Source organism: Nocardia sp. 348MFTsu5.1, assembly GCF_000383535.1.
Classification (GTDB): domain Bacteria; phylum Actinomycetota; class Actinomycetes; order Mycobacteriales; family Mycobacteriaceae; genus Williamsia; species Williamsia faeni.
Genome location: NZ_KB911532.1, coordinates 1 through 22032, shown reverse-complemented (window position 1 = coordinate 22032; position 22032 = coordinate 1). Strand labels below are relative to the sequence as shown.

The 22032-nt window shown below is 61.2% G+C and carries 21 protein-coding genes; 12 read left to right on the top strand and 9 right to left on the bottom strand.

The annotated features are described in order from the left end of the window. Positions 1-116: 116 nt before the first annotated feature. The 5 genes from H290_RS0126895 (at position 117) to H290_RS0126875 (ending at position 5904) form a co-directional block, all read left to right on the top strand. A complete protein-coding gene (locus tag H290_RS0126895) occupies positions 117-1322 on the top strand; it encodes an amidohydrolase family protein (protein ID WP_036520505.1) in 1206 nt (401 codons plus the stop codon). A 44-nt stretch (positions 1323-1366) separates the two neighbouring features. Then, positions 1367-2593 carry a CaiB/BaiF CoA-transferase family protein gene (locus H290_RS0126890; protein ID WP_020109967.1) on the top strand — a complete coding sequence of 409 codons (1227 nt, stop codon included), beginning with the start codon at positions 1367-1369 and terminating at the stop codon, positions 2591-2593. A gap of 78 nt (positions 2594-2671) precedes the next feature. Continuing rightward, positions 2672-4240, top strand: coding sequence for an ABC transporter substrate-binding protein (locus tag H290_RS0126885; RefSeq protein ID WP_020109966.1), 1569 nt, complete (start codon positions 2672-2674; stop codon positions 4238-4240). A 90-nt stretch (positions 4241-4330) separates the two neighbouring features. Beyond that, entirely contained in the window at positions 4331-5497 is a 1167-nt protein-coding gene (locus H290_RS0126880) for a thiolase family protein (protein WP_020109965.1), read from the top strand. Then, the gene (locus H290_RS0126875) at positions 5494-5904 is read left to right on the top strand and encodes a Zn-ribbon domain-containing OB-fold protein (protein WP_020109964.1); all 411 of its coding nucleotides are present in this window, start codon (positions 5494-5496) and stop codon (positions 5902-5904) included. The genes H290_RS0126880 and H290_RS0126875 overlap by 4 nt, the downstream gene beginning before the upstream one ends. 12 nt (positions 5905-5916) lie before the next feature. Here the strand turns inward: H290_RS0126875 and H290_RS29940 are convergent, their stop codons facing one another. Continuing rightward, positions 5917-6732 (bottom strand): alpha/beta hydrolase, encoded by an 816-nt coding sequence (locus tag H290_RS29940; RefSeq protein WP_020109963.1) that lies wholly within the window; start codon positions 6730-6732, stop codon positions 5917-5919. Between the two features lie 67 nt (positions 6733-6799). Beyond that, positions 6800-7696 carry an IclR family transcriptional regulator gene (locus H290_RS0126865; RefSeq protein WP_155977116.1) on the bottom strand — a complete coding sequence of 299 codons (897 nt, stop codon included), beginning with the start codon at positions 7694-7696 and terminating at the stop codon, positions 6800-6802. Between the two features lie 122 nt (positions 7697-7818). Here H290_RS0126865 and H290_RS0126860 point away from each other — a divergent pair, with 122 nt between their 5' ends. The 6 genes from H290_RS0126860 (at position 7819) to H290_RS0126830 (ending at position 14533) form a co-directional block, all read left to right on the top strand. Next, positions 7819-9780 (top strand): NAD(P)/FAD-dependent oxidoreductase, encoded by a 1962-nt coding sequence (locus tag H290_RS0126860; RefSeq protein ID WP_196809640.1) that lies wholly within the window; start codon positions 7819-7821, stop codon positions 9778-9780. Positions 9781-9826: 46 nt separating this feature from the next. Beyond that, positions 9827-10651 (top strand): SDR family NAD(P)-dependent oxidoreductase, encoded by an 825-nt coding sequence (locus H290_RS0126855; protein ID WP_020109960.1) that lies wholly within the window; start codon positions 9827-9829, stop codon positions 10649-10651. A gap of 27 nt (positions 10652-10678) precedes the next feature. After that, positions 10679-11464: an SDR family NAD(P)-dependent oxidoreductase gene (locus H290_RS0126850; protein WP_036520499.1), complete on the top strand. Its 786-nt coding sequence runs from the start codon at positions 10679-10681 to the stop codon at positions 11462-11464. Positions 11465-11567: 103 nt separating this feature from the next. After that, positions 11568-12338, top strand: a complete 771-nt coding sequence (locus H290_RS0126845) for an SDR family NAD(P)-dependent oxidoreductase (protein WP_020109958.1) — start codon at positions 11568-11570, stop codon at positions 12336-12338. Positions 12339-12424: 86 nt separating this feature from the next. Then, positions 12425-13993: an ABC transporter substrate-binding protein gene (locus tag H290_RS0126840; RefSeq protein ID WP_020109957.1), complete on the top strand. Its 1569-nt coding sequence runs from the start codon at positions 12425-12427 to the stop codon at positions 13991-13993. Positions 13994-14245: 252 nt separating this feature from the next. Then, positions 14246-14533: an antibiotic biosynthesis monooxygenase gene (locus H290_RS0126830; RefSeq protein WP_020109955.1), complete on the top strand. Its 288-nt coding sequence runs from the start codon at positions 14246-14248 to the stop codon at positions 14531-14533. Between the two features lie 109 nt (positions 14534-14642). On the opposite strand, the gene H290_RS29935 is transcribed toward H290_RS0126830, so the two are convergent. The 6 genes from H290_RS29935 to H290_RS0126800 all read right to left on the bottom strand — a co-directional run bounded on the left by H290_RS29935 (position 14643) and on the right by H290_RS0126800 (position 20740). Continuing rightward, on the bottom strand, positions 14643-15086 hold the full coding sequence (locus tag H290_RS29935; RefSeq protein WP_020109954.1) for a thioesterase family protein: 444 nt from the start codon (positions 15084-15086) through the stop codon (positions 14643-14645). Positions 15087-15215: 129 nt separating this feature from the next. After that, positions 15216-16286 carry a hypothetical protein gene (locus tag H290_RS0126820; protein ID WP_196809641.1) on the bottom strand — a complete coding sequence of 357 codons (1071 nt, stop codon included), beginning with the start codon at positions 16284-16286 and terminating at the stop codon, positions 15216-15218. 79 nt (positions 16287-16365) lie between these two features. After that, positions 16366-17286 carry an SDR family NAD(P)-dependent oxidoreductase gene (locus H290_RS0126815; RefSeq protein WP_020109952.1) on the bottom strand — a complete coding sequence of 307 codons (921 nt, stop codon included), beginning with the start codon at positions 17284-17286 and terminating at the stop codon, positions 16366-16368. 43 nt (positions 17287-17329) lie between these two features. Then, entirely contained in the window at positions 17330-17956 is a 627-nt protein-coding gene (locus H290_RS0126810; RefSeq protein ID WP_020109951.1) for a hypothetical protein, read from the bottom strand. A 4-nt stretch (positions 17957-17960) separates the two neighbouring features. Then, positions 17961-19379, bottom strand: coding sequence for an acyl-CoA reductase (locus H290_RS0126805; protein WP_020109950.1), 1419 nt, complete (start codon positions 19377-19379; stop codon positions 17961-17963). Then, positions 19376-20740, bottom strand: coding sequence for a hypothetical protein (locus tag H290_RS0126800; RefSeq protein ID WP_051122220.1), 1365 nt, complete (start codon positions 20738-20740; stop codon positions 19376-19378). Before H290_RS0126800 ends, H290_RS0126805 begins: the two co-directional genes overlap by 4 nt. A gap of 118 nt (positions 20741-20858) precedes the next feature. On the opposite strand from H290_RS0126800, the gene H290_RS0126795 reads away from it, so the two are divergent. Continuing rightward, positions 20859-21563 carry a TetR/AcrR family transcriptional regulator gene (locus H290_RS0126795; RefSeq protein ID WP_020109948.1) on the top strand — a complete coding sequence of 235 codons (705 nt, stop codon included), beginning with the start codon at positions 20859-20861 and terminating at the stop codon, positions 21561-21563. A gap of 150 nt (positions 21564-21713) precedes the next feature. Here H290_RS0126795 and H290_RS29930 read toward each other — a convergent pair. Next, positions 21714-22032: cytochrome P450 (locus tag H290_RS29930; RefSeq protein WP_036520492.1), on the bottom strand; the 319-nt coding region annotated here is incomplete at its 5' end.

Sequence of the window (22032 nt, the reverse complement as noted above, 5' to 3'; positions counted from 1 at the left end):
CGTTTTCGTTGCAAACGGCAACGTCGTTCTATACTGTACGAGAGTGTGATTCTAGTTACAGGGAGATCGGCGGTCCATACCGGTTCCGTGTCCATCCCTTTGAACCGTGAATGGAGATGACAGTGACTGCGCAGCACAGTGCCCTTGATTTGAATTGGTTGATTTCTGTTGATGACCACATCTTGGAGCCGCCGCATATTTGGCAGGACCGGATTGCGGCGAAGGATCGTGATCGGGCGCCGAAGTTGGTGCGGACCGGTGACAAGGAGACCTGGGTGTATGAGGGTCGGGTGGTGCCGACCAGTGGGTTGTCGGCGGTGGTGGGTAAGTCGCGGGAGGAGTTCAGTCCTGAGGCGATCACGTATGCCGATATGCATCCGGGGTGTTATGACCCGAAGGCGCGTTTGGAGCATATGAACGAGGCCGGGATTTTGGCGTCGTTGGGTTTTCCGTCGTTCCCGCGGTTTTGTGGCCAGATCTTTTATGAGGCCCAGGACAAGGATCTGGCGTTGCGGTGTTTGCAGGTGTATAACGACTGGATTTTTGAGGAGTGGTGCGCCACCGATCCGGGCCGGTTCATTCCGTTGGTGATCATCCCGTTGTGGGATCCGCAGCTGGCGGTCAAGGAGATCGAACGTACTGCGGCCCTGGGTGCGCGCAGTGTGGCGTTTTCGGAGAATCCGGAGCCGTTGGGGTTGCCGACGATCAACGATCCGGGCCGGTATTGGGATCCGGTGATGGCTGCTGCGGCTGATCATGATCTGGTCATTTCGATGCATGTGGGGTCGTCGTCGCGGTTGCCGACGATCGCCTCTGATGCGCCGTTCATGGCGAACTTGACCTGGGGTGCCACCCGTACTGCCGGCACGATGTTGCAGTGGTTGTTCAGTGATTATTTCGAGAAGTTCCCGAATCTGAAGATCGCGTTGTCGGAGGGCAATATCGGGTGGATTCCGTATTTTCTGGAGCGGGCGGAGCAGGTGTATGACAAGCAGCGTTTTTGGGCTGCCAAGGGTGTGAAGTATGAGGGTCATGCTGCTACCGAGGTTCCGATGGATCTCGATATCCGGCAGCGTTTCAAAGATCATGTGTATGGCTGTTTCATTCAGGATGAGGCCGGTATCGCGAACATCGATTTGATCGGTGAGGACAACATCATGTTCGAAACCGATTATCCGCATTCGGATTCGACGTGGCCGGATTCGATCAATGTGGCGCGTAAGCAGATCCAGCATCTGCCTGAGGCCACCCAGTACAAGCTTCTTCGTGGTAACGCCGAGAAGTTGTACCGCTTCACCCCCACCGTCCCCGACCTCACATAGACGCCGCACCAACGTAATCGGTCAAAGAACGAAGGAGAATCAGGGTGGATGCGACGGCGGGAACCAACGTCTTCGACGGCGTGAAAGTGGTGGAACTGGCTCAATGGGTGTTCGTACCCGTGGCCGGCGCGTTGCTGTCCGACTGGGGCGCGGACGTGATCAAGGTCGAGTCGCCGACCGCCGGTGACCCCTACCGTGGTCTCGTAGAGCAAGGGGTCACCACCGGTACCGAGCGGGTGAATTACTCGATCGAGTTGGCCAATCGGGGTAAGCGCAGCATCGGCCTGGACCTGAAGAACCCGGAAGGTCGGGAGATCTTCTACACGATGATCGCCGAAGCGGATGTCTTCCTCACCAACTTCCGTTCGTCTGCCCTGGACCGGTTGGGATTGAGCGTCGATGAACTGCGAAAGCGCAACCCGCAGTTGATCTATGCGCGTGGTCACGGGTTCGGAGTTCGCGGGCCGGACAAAGACATACCGGCTTACGACAACACCGCTTTCTGGTCGCGTGGCGGAATGGCGCACGTGTTGACACCCGAAGGCCTGGACTATCCACTGTCACCGCGTGGCGCGTTCGGTGACCGACAGGCAGCGATGAATCTCGCGTTCGGCGTCTCGGGCGCGCTGTTCCGGCGGGAACGGACCGGGGAACCTTCGGTCGTGGACGTGTCCCTGCTGGCCAGCGCCATGTGGACCCTCGGTTCCGACATGCTGGGCGCACTCCAGGGACAGGAGCCCCGGGCCCGGTCGTCGCGTGGTCAGGGTCCGAACCCGCTCGGTAATGTCTTCCGCACGCAGGATGGTCGCCACATCACTCTCGCGCTGCTCCAGCCCGATCGCTACTGGGCCGAGCTCTGTGACGTTCTGGGACAGCCGGAGCTGTTCGGCGACAGTCGTTTTGCGACGATTACGACGCGGGCGGAGAACCGGGTCGACTGCCTCAAGACGCTGGACGAGATCTTCGCGAGCCGTACCTACTCGGACTGGGTGGTGCGCTTCGAAAAGTCGGACATGCCCTGGGCTCCGGTCCAGTCCGTCGAGGAAGTCCTGGTGGATCCACAGGTGGTCGCGAACGGCTACCTCTCGACGGTGGAATCCGACAACGGTGCCGAACTGACCTTTCCCAACGGGCCGGTGCAATTCGACGAGGGCCCACCAGACCTGCGTCGGGCCCCCGAGCACGGCGCAAATACGGAAGAGATTCTCCTCGAACTCGGCTTCGACTGGGGCAACATCATCGAGCTCAAAGAGCGTCACGCTGTCATGTGAGCCGTCCGGCCTGCCCCGATTCAGCAGTTCTGCAGCATTTTTCACCAGCCCAATAGCACTACTCTCGAGAGGTCGAGGATGATTCGACAACGACGTCTGCTCACCGCCGCGATCGCGGTGTTGAGTTCGGCCACACTACTTTTGACTGCCTGTAGTTCACCTTCGAGCACTGGTGCATCGTCCGAAGACGAGGGTGCCCCGGTGCCCGGCGGTGCGGTCAACGCGATCCAGGTCAGTGAACCGCGCACCCTCGATCCCGCCTCGCTGGGAAATGTGTGGGCGAGCCAGGCGATGTTGGGTAATGCGCTGTACGGCACGTTGATGATCAACAATCCCGAGACACTCGAAATCGAATACAAGATGGCCGAGGATTTCTCCACAACCGATGGCGGCGCCAGTTACACGATGAAACTGCGTCCGGGACTGAAGTTCACAGACGGCACACCACTGGACGCCGCGGCGGTCAAGTTCAACTGGGACCGCGTGAAGGACCCGAAACTGGGATCAGGTGCGAGCAAGGTCAGTCCACAGATCGCCGAGACCACGGTCGTCGATCCGTCCACGTTGACGGTCACGATGGTCGCTCCCAACTCGCACTTCGATCAAGCTGTGGTCACCAGTGCGCTGAATTGGATCGCCTCGCCCTCCGCGCTGCAGAAGAGCCGTGCGGACTTCGACGCCGCACCGGTGGGCGCCGGTCCGTTCACGCTGTCGGAGTGGAGTCGACAGAATCAGATGACGCTGACGAAGAACCCCGGCTACTGGGACGCGCCCAAGCCCTACATCGACTCGATCTCGTTCAGGTTCGTGCCGGACACCGCTCAGCGTTTCAATGCGGTTGTCAGTGGCAGTGCCGACATCAGCGCGGAGTCGAACCCGAAAAGCATTGAAGATGCGATGGCCCAGAATCTGAAAACCGAGGTAGTGGAGCCCGGTGGCGGACAGTATCTGGCCATGAACACCCGGCGCGCTCCGTTCGATGACCCGAGAGCACGCCAGGCGGTTTCGCTGGCGCTCGATCTCGACGCTCTCAACACCGTCGTCTACAGCGGTGCGGGTGAGGTGCCCAACACCTTGTTCCCCGAGGAGTCCCCGTTCTACAACGACATCGCTCTGCGAGAGCCCAACAAGGCGCAGGCACAGGCTCTGTTCAACGAGCTTGCCGCCGAAGGAAAGCCGGTCAGGTTCGACTTCACCAGCTTTTCGAGCAATGAAAACAAGATGGCTGCAGAGGGTGTCCAGGCTCAGCTCAGTGCCTACGACAATGTCGAGGTCGGCGTGAAGAATGTCGACTCCACCGCCATCCAGTCCGTCATCGGGCAGCGAGACTTCGAGATGGTTGTCACCTCGGCCAACATCCTCGACCCCGACACTGAACTCTGGGTCAGCTTCCACTCGAAGTCCTCAGGCAACATGACGGGGATCAGCGATCCCGAACTCGATGCGGCACTCGATGCCGGCCGTGTCGGCGCGACGGTCGAAGAGCGTAAGGCTGCATACGACACCGTTCAGGAACGACTCGCCGTGGTCGTACCAGGCATTTTCTATATCCGGTCCACACCCTCGGTGACAGCCGCGTCGAAGACCAAGGGCATCAACCTGTACGGCCTCGGATCCCCATTACCTGAAGAGTTGTGGATCAATTAGCAACGTGAATGTTGAAGAAGGTCCGCCGGCGGCGGACCTTCTTCGGCGTCATCCGGCACGGACGACTGTCGATCACTACGGAGGACAAACGTGGCCCCCCAACCAGACGCTGCAATCGCCGGTATCGGTCTGACCGAACAGGGTCGGCACCTTGGTATTTCACGGCGCGAATTGCGTCGACAAGCGCTCGACCTCGCCCTGGACGATGCCGGCCTCGAACGGTCGGACGTCGATGGCTACATCCTGATCGGTGCTTCATTCGAAGATCTCCGCTATCTCGGACTGTCTCCGGCCTTCGCCTATTCGTTGATGACCGGAGGTGCCTCGCCAACCGCGAGCGTTCTGGTGGCAGCTGGGGCGATCGCCACCGGCCAGGCCAAAACCGTCGCCTGCGTCTACGGGGAGGCGTATTCGTCGGAGCCTCCGAAACTGGTCCCGCACACCACCGGTGGTGTTGAGCGGGATATCAGGGCCTACAGCTACGGCTACCCCTACCTGTACGGCATGGTGGGACCGGCGTCGACGTACGCGCTCGCGGCGCGTCGCCACATGGAGCTCTACGGGACCACCTCGGAAGACCTGGGCCGGGTAGCTGTGGTCGAGCGCGAGTACGCATCGATCCGGCCCGGAACCCAGGGGTACGGGCAGCCGATCACGCTTGCGGATCATCAGGAGTCGCGCATGATCGTTGACCCTCTGCGGCTCCTGGACTGTTCTCGACCGACTGACGGTGGCGCCGCCATCATCGTCACATCGACCGACCGTGCGGCCGATCTGACCGATCATCCGGTGCGCGTGCTCGGCGGCGGAACCTCGCATGCGATCGAAACATGGTGGGATGGAACGATGTTCGAGTCGATGAACGTCGACCGCGCGGCCCGGACGGCACTCGGGCAGGCGCAGATGAACATCGGTGACATCGACGTGGCGCAGCTGTACGCACCCTTCACCATTGCCGTCCTCATGCAGCTCGAGGAGTATGGCTTCTGCAAACCGGGCGAAGGAGGCGCGTTTGTTGCCGATGGTCACACCGGGCCGACCGGCACGATACCGACAAACACCGGCGGCGGGCAGTTGTCCGGTTTTTATGCAACGGGTTTCACGCCATTGAGTGAAGGGATACTCCAGATGCGCGGTCAAGCTCCGAGCAGTCAGATCGCAGATGCGCGGACATGTCTCGTCAGCGGATCGGGAGGCAATGGCGGGATCCAAGGATCCTGGTCACACGCCACCCTCGTGCTGGGAGCAGACCGGTGAGCGTCGGCCGCCCGCTACCGGGCGATGTCGTCGAGGACGCGATCGACCAGCCGTTCTGGGACGCGTGCAACGATGGCGTGTTGCTGGTCTACCGCTGCAATATCTGCGCGACGTCGTACTGGCCCGCGGGATCGTGTACCGCACACGGAATGCGCGACATCGAGTGGGTCCCGGCCGCGGGGACAGGTCACCTGCACACCTGGACCGTTGTCCATCAGAAATACAGTAAGTCGTTCACGGACAAACCGACTGTCGTCGCGGTGGTGAAGCTCGACGAGGGGCCCCTGCTGCATACGAACTTGATCGATGCCGAAGGTACGGACCTGCGGGTCGGTATGCCGGTCGAAGTGGTCTTTGAAACGGTCGAAGAGGGCGCGGTACTGCCGGTATTTCGACCACGCCCCTGACGCGCCGACAGCTCAGGCTCGCACGATCGGATCGAGCATCTCACCGAGTTGCTCGACCATGTAGTCGATGGCCTGTTCCGAAGCGGGTGTCGAGGGGTAGGCGAGGTTCCAGATGTGCGGTACCCCGTTGTGAAGCTTCAGCCGCACATCGACCCCGGCGTCCGTGGCGATCCGGGCAAGAAGCAAAGAGTCGTCTCGTAGCACCTCTGAATCACTGGCCTGTAGGACAATTCGCGGTTGGCCAGCCCAATCTCCGAGGACCGGAGAGGCCAATGGATCGGTAGCCGGGTGCCCGGCGAGGTAGCTCGCAGCGGCCTCGGTCGCCTTGTCGAGTGAGAAGCGCTCGTCAGTCATCGCATTCTCTGCAAAACTGCCGGCGGTGTTGCGTAAGTCGGCCCATGGCGAGAACAGGAATGCGCCGGAGGGGGCCGGGATCTGCAGTTGGCGTAGTCGCAGCATCAGCGCCGCGGCCAGACCACCTCCCGCGGAATCCCCCCACAGGACGAGGCGGTTGGGCGCGATCTGTTCGGTGATCGACACGTAGGCGGTGACGGCATCGTCCACTGCCGCGGGGAACGCGCTCTGCGGCGACAAGCGATAACCCACGGAGAATACCTGGGTCCTGCAGGCGACCGCGATCCGAGCGACGCTGTCGGAGAAGATCTGTGGAGATCCTTGTCGGTAGCCGCCTCCATGGAAGTGGAGCAGGGCGGTGTGGGCACGCGCGCGGGCTGGCCGGATCCGCAGGACGGGGACACCTGTGAAATCGAGTTGCTCGACCTCGACGGTGGCATCGCGATCGTTGACAGCAGGTTGTGTGTCGGTCATTGTCGCCTTTCGGGTGCTCAAGCTTTCGTGGGGTGTGGGTGGCGGCGCCTTACTCGGTCCCCCTCCGTCAGAGAGTTTCGTTCCAGTCGTGAGTCGGCGCGCGACCACTGATCTTTCTGGTCAGCAACTGCGCCGAAGCCGTGACCGGTTGTGCAGCCGCAGCGATCTCGTTGCCGTGCAGGGTGCCGAGATGAAGCAGCGTGAGGCAAAAAGCCACGCGGCCATCGGGGTCGAAGACCGGAGCGGCAATGTTGCCGACGTCGTACTCGATGTCGGAATCAACCTCTAGGACAGCATAATTGGGCTGGTCGTCAAAGAACTTCCCGAGCAGCGTTTCGCGCAGACCGGCGTCGTTGGGGCGTTCGGCGAGATCCTGGGTCAGTGAGCGCCGTTCGGGACTCGGATCCTCGAGGCCCACCGTGTAACCCCGTCGGCGTACCGCGGGTCCGTAAGACCGGAGATAGTCGTCTACGCGCGCCCGCAGATCGACTGGCATTTCCATGATCCGGTCCCGCAACTCGGCGGGTGCCATCCATGCCATGAAGGGTTGGCCGAAAGGGGGTTGCAGCGGTATGCGCTGCCCTGGCGCGAGTTCTAGCTGTCGCCCGGTCGGCTTGCCTTCGACGGCTATACAGAGGATGTCTTTGCCGACCATGACGGTGCCCGAGCACTCGTGGCCGGTGGACGCCGCCAAGCTGGTCATCTCGGCGCGAGCCAGGTCGATGACCGGATGGGCGCCCGATGCCGCATGACCGACGGCAGCCACGGCGGGACCGAGTGTGTACGTCTTGTGGCGGGGGTGCCGGATCACATAACCCCCGTCGCTCATGACCTTGAGCACCGCGAACATCGAACCTGGACTCACATCCAGCGCTTTCGAGAGCTCGCTGAGTGTGAAGGTACCCCGCTCGTTCACGGTCAGAAAGTCCAGCACCTGCATTGCGCGCCGCGCCGAGAGGGACATCGAACTCCTTCTGTGTCCAAAACGTTGACGTGATCTTCGCCTCAGGCTAGCGTAACGCACCAAGTTACGAAATCATTTTCGAAATGCTGAAAACGAGAAGCGAAATGGTGAATGGTGACTTCATGAGACAAGCATTGGCGAGTTCGAATCTGCACGCGTTGCGGTTGGCTTTGCTGCACGCGACCGGCGACCCGGAGTTGGCGGCCATGAAGCTCGAGTTGGTGCCGATCCGTAGTGGTGCCGCCTTCGAGATGACGATCGCCGAGGAATCACGCGAGGATCTCTTCCGAAAAGCCGAAGCGTTCGTGGCCCACAAGGCCGCCGATTACATCCCCCGGGACCTCGATGACGCTGAAATCCGCGAGATGATGGAACTCGCTCTGGGCCAAGAGCTCACCGACGAGGAGTTCGCGGTGGCCCGGACGATGCCGGCCGTCGACGAGTTCCCCCTCTTCGCCGAGTGGACCGGCGAGCGCCCGGACCGCGCCGACGATATCTCTGTGGTCATCATCGGAGCGGGTTTGTGTGGCATCGCGATGGGCGTGCAACTCGAGCAGCTCGGGATCTCGTATGTCATTTACGAACGACGGCCGGATGTGGGTGGGACGTGGGCCATCAACACGTATCCGGATGCGCGAGTCGACACCGCGAGTACCACGTACGAGTACAGCTTCGTCAAGAACTACCCGTGGACCGAGCAGTTCGCCCGCCAACCCGAGGTGCGCGGTTACCTCGAGATGGTGGCGAAGACGTACAACGTGTTCGAGAACATCCGGTTCGAGCACGAAGTGCAGGCTGCCGAGTTCGACGATCGATCGTCGTCGTGGGCGCTGCGTGTCTCCGATGCAGAAGGTGTGGCCTGGGATGTCAGCAGCAACTTCGTCGTCACTGCAACCGGTTTGTTCTCGACTCCGAAGAAGCTCGACACCGACGGCATCGAGGGTTTCGCCGGTGAGGTGATCCATACGACGGAGTGGACTGACGCGCACAGCGCACAGGGCAAATCGGTCGCCATCATCGGCAACGGCTCCACCGGTGTTCAGATTCTGTCGAGGATCGCCGAGGACGCAGAGCAGGTTCACGTGTTCCAGCGGACCCCGCAGTGGATCGCACCCCGCGAAGGCTACGGCGAAGCGGTGAGCCCGGAGATGCGCTGGGTGCTCGACAACATCCCGCACTACTGGAACTGGGCCCGCACCACGGCGCTCAAACCCAACAATCCCCGCGACACCATCCAGCCCGATCCCGAATGGCGCGCTGCCGGCGGCATCTTCAGCAAGAGCAACGACAGGCTGCGCGACAACCTGACCCAGTACATCCGGTCGCAGGTCGACGACCGCGCCGATCTCGTCGAGAAGCTCGTTCCCGACTACACTCCCGCGGCCCGGCGCCCAGTGGTGGACAACAAGTGGTATCGGTCACTGACCCGGGACAACGTGGAACTGGTGACCGACGGCATCGAAAGGTTCAGCGCGCGGGGGATCGTCACAGTCGACGGAACCGAGAGAAGAATCGATTTGGCACTCACCGCGGTCGGTTTCGAAGTGACCAAATGGTTGTGGCCGATCGATTTCCGCGGGCGCGGTGGTGTGCACATCGAGGAACGCTGGAACAGGGAGGGTGGCCCCCGGGCCTACCTCGGCCTCGCGATCCCCGAGTTCCCGAATCTGTTCGTACTGTACGGACCCAATGCGCAGCCGGCGACCGGTGGCGGAATCGGAGTCGGCGGACTCCCCGCGTGGATGGAGTCGTGGGTGGGTTACATCGCCCGGGTGATCGTAGCCGTGACCGAGGACGGCAACGATTGTGCCGAGGTCACCGACGAGGCGTTCTGGGAATTCAACAATGCGATCGACGACGAGGCGAGCAAGCTCATCTGGCTCGATCCCGCGGCGAACCCCGAGCGGAACTACTACGTCAACGAACACGGGCGCCTCGGAACAAGCACACCGATGTCGGGACTGGAACTCGCGACGCGTCTGCTCCATCTCAATCGCGCCGACTACACGTTCTCCGTTGCCGCACAGGGCTCGTCGCACGTGGACGACTCCGATGACACCGACGAACTCGAGACGGTGGCCTGATGCTTCCGGCACACACCGCCACACCGAAGAAAGTTGAGAAGTGAGCATGATCGATCTAGGACTGAACGGCGCCCGCGCCATCGTGGTCGGCGCGGGATTCATCCCCATGCGTGCCGGGAACGGGCGTGGCTCTGCGCTGCAACTCGCTCGGGCCGGCGCCACCGTCGCCTGCATCGATAAGGATGCCGAGCGCGGCGAACAGATTGTCCGGGAGATAACGGCCGGGGGCGGCAAGGCATTTGCGATCGTCGCCGACGTGCTCGACTCAGGCGAAGCCCGCCGTGCGGTCGATGACGCCGCGGCACGAATGGGCGGGCTGGACGTCTGCGTCGACATCGTCGGTGGCGCGAAATGGAGTAAGGCCGCGGACATCTCGGATGAGGACTGGGATGCACAGATCTTGGTCAACCTCACACAGGTCTTCTACGTGTTCAAGGCAGCGACCCCACACCTCGTGAAGAACGAGAAGGGGGGCTCGCTCATTGCGCTCACCTCCGTCGATGGCATCGGCTCATCTCGTTTCCATGCCGGCTACGGTGCGGCAAAAGCCGGCGTCATCTCGCTCGTCAAGACATTCGCCGATGAATACGGCGAGCACGGGGTGCGGGTCAACTCGATCGCGCCCGGCAATGTCGGTGGGGGAAACTGGGATCTCCCGGAGATCCCGTTCGGTGAGGATGTGGTCAATGCACTCGCACCGCCCCGCGGTCGCGACATCGCCGATGCAGTCCTGTTCCTTGCCTCTGGTCTCTCCGCGAAGATCACCGGCCAGACCCTGGTGGTCGACGGTGGCGCGGTCATCCAGAGCCCGTGGCGCATGACCGAAGACCAGATCGAGCGCAACGCCGCGTTCTCGAACGCGACGTCGTAGCCCATGCTCAATGCCCACAGTCCTGTAGTGACAGACGCCTTTCTCGTGACCGACAAGGTCGCCCTCATCACCGGTGGCGGAAACGGCATCGGTCAGGAAACGGCGATCGTGCTCGCTGCGGCGGGCGCGCGGGTGATCGCCACGGACGTCAACGAACCAGGACTACTGGAGACGCGAACGCGAGGCGAGGAGCAAGGGCTGACGATCGAGACCCGGCACCTGGATGTCTCTGATCCTGCTGCAGTGGCAGATTTAGTCGATGATGTTGTCGCCCAATACAGTCGGTTGGACATCCTCGTCAACGCCGCCGGCATCATGATCATGCGAAAAGCCCTCGAGGTGACGCCCGAGGAACTCGAGAAGGTACTTCGCGTCAACGTCGGCGGTACGTTCTTCGCATGCCAGGCTGCAGGTCGGGTCATGTCATCAGGTGGGAGCATCATCAACCTGACGTCGGCCATCCTCGACCGGGCCAGTCCAGGGCGCGTCACCTACGCGATCTCGAAAGGCGGAGTCGCGCAACTGACCCGAACGTTTGCGCTGGAGTTGGGGCCAGTCGGCATCCGCGTCAATGCCATCGCGCCGGGCTGGGTCGAGACGGGGATGACCAACCAGCACTGGACAGACTCCGATGGGACCGTCGATCACACGAAGCGCGCGGAGTACATCGCGATGATGACCACGGCGTCTCCGCTGTCGATCGTCGGCACCACCCGCGACGTCGCATTGTCGGCGCTGCAACTCGCTTCTGAAGCAGGCTCTTTCATCACCGGTCAGGTGGTGCGAATCAACGGTGGGTCGTATATGGCATGACCATGCTCCCGCACGATGAGATGGACGTCCGGTACGAATCCGCGGCGCGAATATGCGTGCGGGAAAAAGTAATCCGCGTTGGCGGAGGAGAGGACCGAAATTCATGAGTCTGAGGCTTGAGGGCAAAGTCGCGGTGGTAACGGGTGGGGCGAGCGGCATCGGAGAGGCGTCGGCGCGGCGGTTTGTCCGGGAGGGCGCACGTGTGGTGATCGCTGACGTCAATGACGAGTTGGGGGAAATCGTCGCCACGGGACTGGGCCCGGACGCCTTGTTCGTGCATGCCGACGTCACCGACCAGATGGATTGGGATCGGTTGTTGGAGATGACGAGCGAACGATTCGCGCCACTCGATGTGTTGGTCAACAACGCCGGTGGCGGGCGGGGCGTGGGCAAGATCGTGGACGAGGTGTACGAGGGGCATCGTGCGATCCTGGACTTGAATGTCTCATCGGTATGGATGGGCATGCGTGCTGCCCTCCCCATCATGGGTGACAGCGGCGGTGGGTCGATCGTCAACATCTCGTCGATCGACGGCCTCGTCGGGGTTGAGGGAATGACAACCTATGCCGCGTCGAAGTTCGCAGTCACCGGACTCACCAAAACCGTGGCGTTCGAGGGCGGTCCACGCAACGTCCGGGTCAACTCGGTCCATCCCGGGTTCATCGAGACACCGATGGTGCTCAAGAACGGCGGTAAGGTGCGCGCTCGTCTCGAGGCGGCAGTGCAGAAACAGCCGATCGCCCGATTCGGTAAGCCTGAGGACATCGCCAACGCCGTTCTGTTCTTCGCTTCTGACGAGAGCTCGTACTGCACCGGAACATCTCTTGTCGTCGACGGCGGGCAGCTCGCCGGCCCACATCGGGAATCGATGTGAACAACGTGCGGTAGGCAACAGAGATTCTTTACCCTTCCGCGCCCCAATTGTGCTCACCCACTATCGATTCCAATGAAAGGTCGACGATGATTCGACAAAAGAAATTACTCACGGCGATGATTGCCGCCGTGTGTTCTGCAACCCTGCTTGTAACCGCCTGCGGGTCACCGAGTTCCAGTGGATCGACGGACGACGTCGGTGATCCGGTGGCCGGTGGTGCCGGGCGCATCATCCAGGTCAGCGAGCCACGCACCCTCGACCCGGCCGCACTGGGAAATGTGTGGGCAACCCAACCCGAGTTGGGCAACGCTTTGTACGGGACGTTGATGATCAACAACGCAGAGACCCTCGAGATCGAGTACAAGATGGCCGAGGACTTCTCCACGACCGACGGCGGCAGCACCTACACGATGAAACTTCGGCCGGGGCTGAAGTTCACCGACGGCACTCCGCTCGATGCAGAAGCAGTCAAGTTCAATTGGGAGCGCATGCGCGATCCGGCTCTCGGATCGGGAGCGAGCAAAGTGAGCCCGCAGATCGCGGGAACCGAGGTGATCGACCCCGCGACACTGAAGGTGTCGATGGTGGCGCCGAACTCGCATTTCGCTCAGGCGGTGGTGACCACAGCGCTGAACTGGATCGCTTCGCCGACTGCTCTGCAGAAAGGGAAGCAGGAGTTCGACGAAGCGCCGGTCGGTGCAGGTCCGTTCACCCTGACCAGCTGGACCCGGCAGGACAAGATGACATTCGCGAAGAACCCGGGCTACTGGGACGCACCCAAGCCCTACCTAGATACCCTCTCGGTTCAGTTTGTGCCTGACGCCGCCCAGCGATTCAACGCCGTCATGAGTGGCGCCGTCGACCTCGCCTCGGAATCCGATGCCGCGAATCTGACAAAGGCGGAAGACTCGGGACTCAAGTCCGAACTGGTGGAGACCGGTGGCGGATACTACATGGCGATGAACACCCGTCGCGCACCGTTTGACGATCCTAGGGCGCGCAAGGCGATCTCTATGGCCTTGGATCTCAACACGATCAATGCAGTGGTTTACAACGGCGCAGGAGTGGTGCCGACGACCCTGTTCCCGGAAGTCTCGCCGTTCTACAGCGATATCACGTTGGCGGAGTACAACAAAGCGGAAGCGCAGGCACTGTTCGACGAGTTGGCTGCCGAGGGGAAGACCGTCACGTTCGACTTCACCTCGTTCTCGACCACGGAGAACAAGCAGACCGGAGAAGCTGTGCAAGCGCAGCTGAGCGCCTACGACAATGTCAAAGTCAATATCAAGGCCCTTGATTCCAGTGCGATCGGGTCGGTGGTGGCCGGGCGTGATTTCCAGATGGTGGTGTCGTCGGCCAATGTGCTCGATCCCGATACCGAACTGTGGACCAGTTTCCATTCCAAGTCCAAAGGCAACATGACCGGGATCAGTGACCCTGAACTCGATGCAGCACTTGACGCCGGTCGCGTCGGCACAACACAAGAGGAACGCAAAGCAGCGTACGACATCGTGCAGAAGCGAATTGCTGAAGTGGTTCCGGGCCTCTTCTATGTCCGATCCACACCCGCGGTGATTGCGGGCAAGAACGTGCAGGGTATCGAAATGTACGGTCTCGGTTCGCCATTGCCTGAAGAAATGTGGTTGAGGAACTAAATGTGGGTGCGGCGCCCGAGAATCCGGATTGGAGGTGAAGCCTCCGTGATCGGGACATCCTCGGTCGCCGCCTTGTGGCGCGCTTTCCTGTCGATGTGCGACGGCAGCAAATCCATCGGCCAATGCACCGTCCGCAGTAGTCCCAATCGTGCCAAGATGTGGTAACTGCAGCAAACAATCGTGACCTGCGGATACTCGCGAATCCGCAAAGCCGCAACGCCAGCAAACGCGCAATAGGGAAGGTTATCTGAAGTGACGCCCCAGGTCGTTCTCACTGGGCAGCTGGTCTGCGCGAGTGATGCTGAGGTGACGGCTGTCCTGCTACATCTGCCACGTCACACCGAACTGACTCGCGCCGAGTCCGGCTGCATTTCGTTCGAGGTACTCCGGACTGACGACCCGTATGTGTGGCAAGTCGACGAACGATTTGCCGACGCTGCGGCATTCAACATCCATCAGGACAGAGTTGCCGCAAGTGAGTGGGGAAGAGCCACTGCGGGAATCGAACGCCGATACTCGATCTGCGGTGCGGAGCGATAGCCCCGCACCGCTGATTCCGACTGCGAAGCGTGTCTTCAGGTCGCCTTTGACGAGTTTGCCGAGGGTAGGTAGGCGATTGTGGATCTCTGGCCTGCGGTAACTTCGTGGGTCATGCTCTACGACGAAGTGGCACTGGCTCACCCAGTTTGGACTGCAGGAAATCCCGTGTATCTGCGGCAAATGGGCGTGACTGGCCGGAATCGGCATCGACTGTGACTGTGGTCATTTCGCAGTACGCGACCACGTTGCCGTGCCCATCGCGCAATTCACTTCCGAGATCGAACGACGACGTTCCCACGCGCGATGTCCACAGCCGGACCGTAGCCGGTTCGGGGGTGTAGTACATCGGCGCAACGAACTCGATCTCGAGTCGTGCTACGTGCGCGGCGCCAGTGCCGGGCATATCGGGCGTAAACCATTCGCGGAGTATCCGAACCCTTCCCTCCTCGAATAGTCGGGCCACTTGAACATTGTTGACGTGCCGGTTGACATCCATATCGGCCCACCTCACCTGCACGAGAGCTTCAGACGCACCTTGCGAGGGGTTGACCATCGGCTGGGTTCTCCTATCAAAGACTCTTCAGAATGCTTCAAGTCTGCTGTATCGCAGACATTTTCGCATACAGCTGCTCTCATCGGATCAGGCTCGCGTTCCGCAACCACCGATGCGATGTTGGCCGCGTCAGACCGTTACCGAATGTCCCTGGCTCCGTTCGGTGTCCCAGATTCCTGCGGGCGCGCACGGCAAGCCCACATCCTTCAGGGTCAAAATGCCCGCCGGCGCGGCGGCAACGTTGAACGCAGCGCTGACCGCCGGCATGGCGGTCATCGTGTCCCATTCGTGATTGCCCCAGTGCTCGGGCGGGATGAACCGGATGCGGGTCTGGATTTCCGGTTCACCCTTGATGACGACGTGATAGTGATCGTCGTCAAACACCCAGTCCCCGTTGAGCTTCTTCGTCAGATACCAGGCGACGTTGGACTGGACAACCGTCTTTCCGTTCACCTTGCCATTCCACCCGGCACGGATCGCGGCGATGGTGTCCTTCTTCATCAACAGCCAGCCCAGATCGACGTCCTCCGACGCGGTCTGGTGTTCGATGAAGAACTCCATGTCGTCGAGGTCGTAGTGCAGCGCGACAGCCATGCGTCCGACGGAATCGTGAAACGGGCTCAACCACATCTTCGCCATCTCGAGCACCTCGGGGGACGCCTCCGGCAGCGAAAAGCCCAGCCCCTGCCACGTTTCGGCCGACTCGTACACCGAGCAGTCCGCCGACTCGAAGACCGACACCTGCTGCACGTCACGGCAGACGGCAGTCATCGCCGTCACCATCGTGTTGATCCAGCCCGGATTGACTCCGGAGATGTAGAGCGAACTGTCGCCACGCTCGCACGCGGCGGCCAGCGCCTTCTCCGTCTCACCCGCGATACCACCGACGTTGAGGAACAGGTTGGTGCTGATCACGTCGAGTCCGCTCTCCAGCAGACGGACGGTGTGGTCGAGGTCGGCCATGAACGGGTTGTAGAAGACGGTGTCGGCACCCAAGGCGATCAGCGCGTCGATGTCGGTGGTGGCCAGGACGCCGGTGTCAGGTCGTCCGCACAGGGGTCCGGCGTCGGTGCCGGCCTTGTCCTCGGAGTAGGCGTAGACACCGACCAGTTCGAGCCGCGGATCGTCGAGAATGCCCCGCAGACTGAGCTTCCCGACCTTGCCGGTGGTCCATTGGATGACGCGTAACTTGTCCATGATTTCCTTCGGTTTGAGGCCTGTCGGCTGATCGGGGCGGATGGTGAGGTTCATACGTTGGTCAAGAGTTGTGGCGCACGATTCAGACCGGGTAACTGACGGCGGTCAAGCCCTCGGAGACTTCCCACAGCTGGCGCCGGAGTCCCTCTTCGTGGGATTTGGCACTGGATTTGACCACGACTGGGTGGCCGCGTTGTTCCATGAAGCCGCTGGGTCCGTAGTATTGGCCGCCCTCGACGTTGGGATCCGTTGCGGCACGCAGTATTGGTAGGGCACCCATGTCAGCACTCTGGAACATGAACCGAGCGGCCAGATCTTGGATCCAGCGGAGTTTCGAAGGAGTGTGACGCGTCAGGTTGGTGTTGGCGCCGCCCGGATGTGCCGCTACCGCGATGGTCATCGAATTCGTTTGGGCGGTAAGACGGTTGTTGAGTTCGTAGGTGAACAAGAGGTTGGCCAGTTTTGACTGCGCGTAGGCGGCGCTCGGTGAGTACTCGTTCTCGGACTGTAGATCTTGGAAGTTGATGGCGGCGCGAACCTTGTGAGCCAGGCTGCTGACGGTCACCACGCGTGAACCCTCGACCGGCAGCATCTGGCCGAGGAGAAGTCCGGTCAACGCAAAGTGTCCGAGGTGGTTGGTCGCGAACTGCAGTTCGAAACCGTCTTCGGTGACGGTCTTGGGTGGGAACATCACCCCTGCGTTATTGATCAGCAGATCGATCTGGGGGTGAGTCGAGATAATCGCCGCTGCAGCGTCTTTCACCGATTGCTGTGACGCGAGATCGAGCTCCTGGACGGTGACTTGTGCGTGCGGGTGTGCGGCTGTGATCCGTTCGGACGCGTCTTTGCCCTTGGTGGTGTCGCGAACTGCGAGCACCACGTGGGCACCGCGGCCGGCGAGTACGAGCGCCAGTTCGTATCCGAGGCCGGCACCACCCCCGGTGATCACCGCGACCCTCCCGCTTTGATCGGGAACATCAGTGGCGTTCCACTGGTCTTTCATTCGGCGTTTCCTTCGGTGAATGGGTTGAGGTGGCTATATGTGTTCACGTTGCGGGGGCGAGGTCGGGCGCGAATGCGTGTGCGGCAGGTGGCTGCTCGATAAAGGTCTCGATGCGGCCGACATCTTCGGTCGGCATGGATTTCGCCGCCGAAAGAGCTTGAGCTTTGAAGACGAGCGCCGCGATGCTGAGTCGGTGGTCAATAGAGTCACCGCGATGACGCTCGTACTCAGATCTGTTGCCCCACAGCAGGACCTTGTTGAGCCCCCGCTCGATGGTCTGCTGTCCCAACCCGATGCGGATTCGCGGTTCGCTCTCATAGAGATACCGAGAAAGCGCGATTGCGTGGGGCCACGGGTCGCCGGCCGTCGCAGACATCGCATATCTCATTTCGCGTGTCAGTGCCAGGTCCAGGTTCAGAAACCCCGATCCGAGGATCCGTGTTGCCCGATGATTCGTACTCCCTGGGACCAGGACGGTGACATCCCAGCCGGCCATCACGCGATCGAACACGAAGCCTCCGGCGTGCTCGACCACATCAGCCATGCTCGACCCCAGAACTGCAAGCCGAGGTCGGAGGTAACGTCGTCGGGCGTTACGCCGCGCACTGTCGATCAGCTGGTTTGCCCCGATGTCAGCGTTTCCGAGGCCGTCCGTGCTGACGACGGCCATGTCCCTAGACATCCTCGTCGGACATCCAGTTCACGAAACGCTGCAGGGAATACATCGCGTCGTGAGGGCTGCCGAGGACGTGGCTGGCCGCCGACCCCAAACGCACCACGCGCTGCGCGCCGGCACATGCGAGCCGATCCCGTAGCGCCGCTTTCCGTTCATAGGGGTAGATCCCAATTGTCTGAGTGGCGACGTTCACAAATGGAACGGCATCGTCGAGCGACTCGACGTGCACGACGTTGACAGTTTTTCCGCTGGGGTGGAACGAGACTCGTTCATCGGACAGCACGACCATTCCGGCACCGTCGAATTTGCCGAATACTTTGTACTCCCCACCCACCATCTTCAGCATCTCTATTTCTTCGCGCATCTCGGGAGGAATCGGTGGCGCGATGGCGGACGCTGTCTCCCGATCGACACCCAGGCGTTCGGCGAGCGTTGCACAGTACTGCTCGATGCCTTTTCGATCACCTTCGGCATAGACGAAACGGCTTGCCAGACAGGCTTCCTGGTTGAAGAGTGTGGCATCCTGCGCGGTCTGTTCGGCCACAGCATCGATGGTCGCGGTGTCTGCGAAGGATTCTTTGCCGAGCATGGAGATCGAGGTCTTTGGATCGAACGAAACCAGTTGCAGTCCTGGGCCGAGGTAGCGGATGACGTTGTCGATCGCGGGACCGCCACCCCAGGCGGCGATCTTGTCGATGTACTGCGGCCGGTACAGGGTGCGCTCGATGGATTCGTCGCCGCCGCGCCAGTAGACAGCCGACATCGAACGAACGACCGGATGGTCCGGATCGATGTCAGCCATGGTCCGCAGGACCGCCACGGTGGTGAACGGGTCACTCGAAGGCATCTTGAATACATTGACTGCTTTGACCAGTGCGCCCTGTGCAATCGACGAGACGCAGCCGGCAGGGGAGTTGCCGGCGAGCATGTGGACCATGCGGGGTGGGAATGCGCGAACCGCGCCGCTGTTGCCATGAACGTCGGTCCGTGAAACCCAGCCGTCGAGGGCTGCCGGGTTCGCGAAGTTCGACTCGACCATGGACGTGAGCATGTCCTTCTGGAGTAGATACGGGGCACCCCGATACAGATTCTCGACCACTCGGCGAGGTAGTGGATTGGTTGCCACGACGCGTTCGAGTGCTTCTTGCATGTATGAATTACTGTCCAGATTGAGGCGTTTGCCGGTCTCGACCAGGAAGTCGATGATGTCGTCGACTTTGACGTCCAGCAAGGGCGGCAGTTCGGACCGCGGCTGAATCAGCTGGTTCAAATCAATTCTCGGCGTGGTGAAGTCGACGCCGAGGTCGCGCGACCGGTGCAGCACCGCAGCATCGGTGACCAGTTTGCCTCTGACGAAAAAGTACGCCGCGACGGCCGGTTCTTGGTCGATCGGCGAAGTGGTGGTGTCGACACTCATGAGATCCCCCGGACGTAGGCATCGGTGGTTCCGGAGCAGCTGATCTTGTCGCCGCCGGGCGTGTCCGCGTATCGGCTGATGTTGTCGCGAATGGATGGGCTGCGGTTTCCGCAGGCGCAGGGGTTGTAGTCCGCCACGATCTTGTCGCCGGAGATGACACCGTTCCACCGGCCGTGCACCGACAAGTCGAAGAAGGCTGCACGCCCCTCGACTTCACCGGTCGAATCCGGGAGCAGATTTTCACCGGTCTCATCGAGCAGCAGCAGCATCAGCCAGGCCGGGACGTGATAACGCTCGGACGTACAGCGCGGCATCGCTGCATTCATCTCCTGCATGCCGTACATCTGGAAGGTGCGTTCGGGTGCGAGGTTGAAGGTCTCGGCGATGTATTCGCGGTAGTCGGCGGGCAATTCGGCCCCCTTGAGGCCACCGCCGATGTAGATCGTGTTCTCGGGGTCGAAGTCGCCGGCGCTGTACCCGAGTTGCCGGACGTTTTCGGCAATCTTGTAGAGGTTTGCATACATTCCGGTGAGCAACAGCTTCTTGTCACGGTTGGCAACCAGGGCCTCTACCGACAGCAACAATGCGTCATCCATCGACTTCTGCCGGGCAGCGGAGGTTGCTTCGAACTGGGCCATATCACCAGGCCGCGCGGTTCCGTCGGCCATGGCCTTTCGCAACGCCACCATACCGGTGATCTGCCCAATCGTGATGGGTGGCACCGGATACAGGAACGGCTCGAGGTCAGGGTCGCTGAATCCTTCGATGAGGGCGTCTCGGATCGCGTTGTTGCGGGCTACGGTGGACCCCGGCCCGAGGCCGAACATCATGCGTTTCTCGCCGATCTGTGATCCCGATCCCCATGCGAAGGAGCTCATCGCCTCTTTGCGGTTCCAGACCAGGTCTGCCTGCGTCGAGTTCATCATCGCGGACTTTCCGGTGGTGCCACTGGAACAGCTCAGGAAGTGGCCTACCTGCTCCAGCCGGGACAGCCAGTCATCGATATCTGAGACTCCCTCGAGATCAACATCTTTGACATCGTTGGTGGAGATCGTCGAAAGCCATCGGCCAAGGCGATCCCACTTCTTCTCCAGCAGCCAGCCCTCGGGGTAACTCTTGTAGGCAGTGTGCGCAAACAACAGGGGAACGAGATCCTCGCGCGATGTGACCGATGTGATGCCACCCTCCTCTGCGCGATTCTTGAGCAGCGGGATCTTGTCGAGCCGATCCTGGAAGATGCCGTTCGCGGCTTCCAGCTGAGTGTCCAGCAGGTCGGCAGGCGGCACGTCGTACCTGTCCTTCGCGTTCACCATGTCTGTCAGCCGTGTCAGGGCCGGTCCGGTTTCCGTTGGCGTGGACATGCAGTTCTCCCTTGGTCCTTGGTGCTTGATCTATCGTGGTTCCGAGTAAAGCATTAATGGCCCACGAGCGTTTCATTTTGGAGATTCTGTTGCTGACCACCTCGACCACCCAACGGCGATGACACGGTTGCCCGCCGGGTCGCTGCAGGCCAAAGGGCCTGGTAGACCTACCAAAGCGCAGGCAGAAGCGCGCCACGAGTTGCTGCTCGACCGGGCCTTCGAAATATTTCTGGAGAAGGGTTTCGAGCAGGCGACCATTGACGGAATCGCCAGCACGGTCCACATGACGAAACGCACGGTGTACGCCCGGTACGAGGACAAGGCCGCGTTGTTCCGGGCGGCCGTCCAGCGCTCGGTCGACCGGTGGATAGTCTCGATCGAGACCATGCGTGCGGTTGAAACGGATGACCTCGAAGAGACTCTGACCGCGATAGCTCGAATCCGGGTCAAGTCCGCAATGAGCCCGAGCGGTGTGCAAATTCAGCGCATCCTCGATGCGGAGGCCTACCAGTTTCCCGATATCTCCCGGCTGTATTACGAGCAGGGCACTCTGCCTGCCATCGCCTACATCGCGGAAGTGCTCGAAAGGCATGCAGAGGCGGGCGCGATCGAGGTCGATCAACCCGAGTTGCTGGGCAACGCCTTTCTGAGCCTGGTCGTCAGCGGTCTTGCGCGTGGCGCGATCTGGGGCACAGCTCTCGACGAAGAAGAGATCGAGGAAAGTATCAGATTCGGTGTTCGGCTCTTCCTCGACGGAGTGCGACCACGCGAAACACCGGCATCATCCACCGGCCAGGCCGATTTCCATGCTCAATTTGATTGACGGTGGCTTCGCCGTTCCGAAACGTCAGTGGCGCGCAGATCGTCATCACGCGCAGAACGGGGAGCGCGCTGAAGGATATCGCTGCCGATCTGGGTATCGACTATCTGGTTGCGACCACTCGAGCCCTGAGGCAGCTGCTCACGTGTGGGATCACGGTGCGGGCGTGAACTCGATGTTGAGTTCGGTGAGTCCGCGCAACAGGAACGACGGCTCGTACTCGTATGAGCGGTTGTCGGCCGGTCCGTGAGTCACTTCGTTGATGTTGAGGTCTTGCATCCTGTCGAGGAGACGGTTGAGGGTGACACGGCCCTCGATTCTGGCCAGTGGTGCGCCCGCGCACGTGTGCAATCCACGGCCGAAAGCGACATGATCGTGAAGATTCTTGCGATCGAGGCGGAACTCGTTCGGGTTCTCGAACTTTCGAGGATCTCGGTTGGCGCCGGCGAGGCTGAGCATCACGACAGTTCCC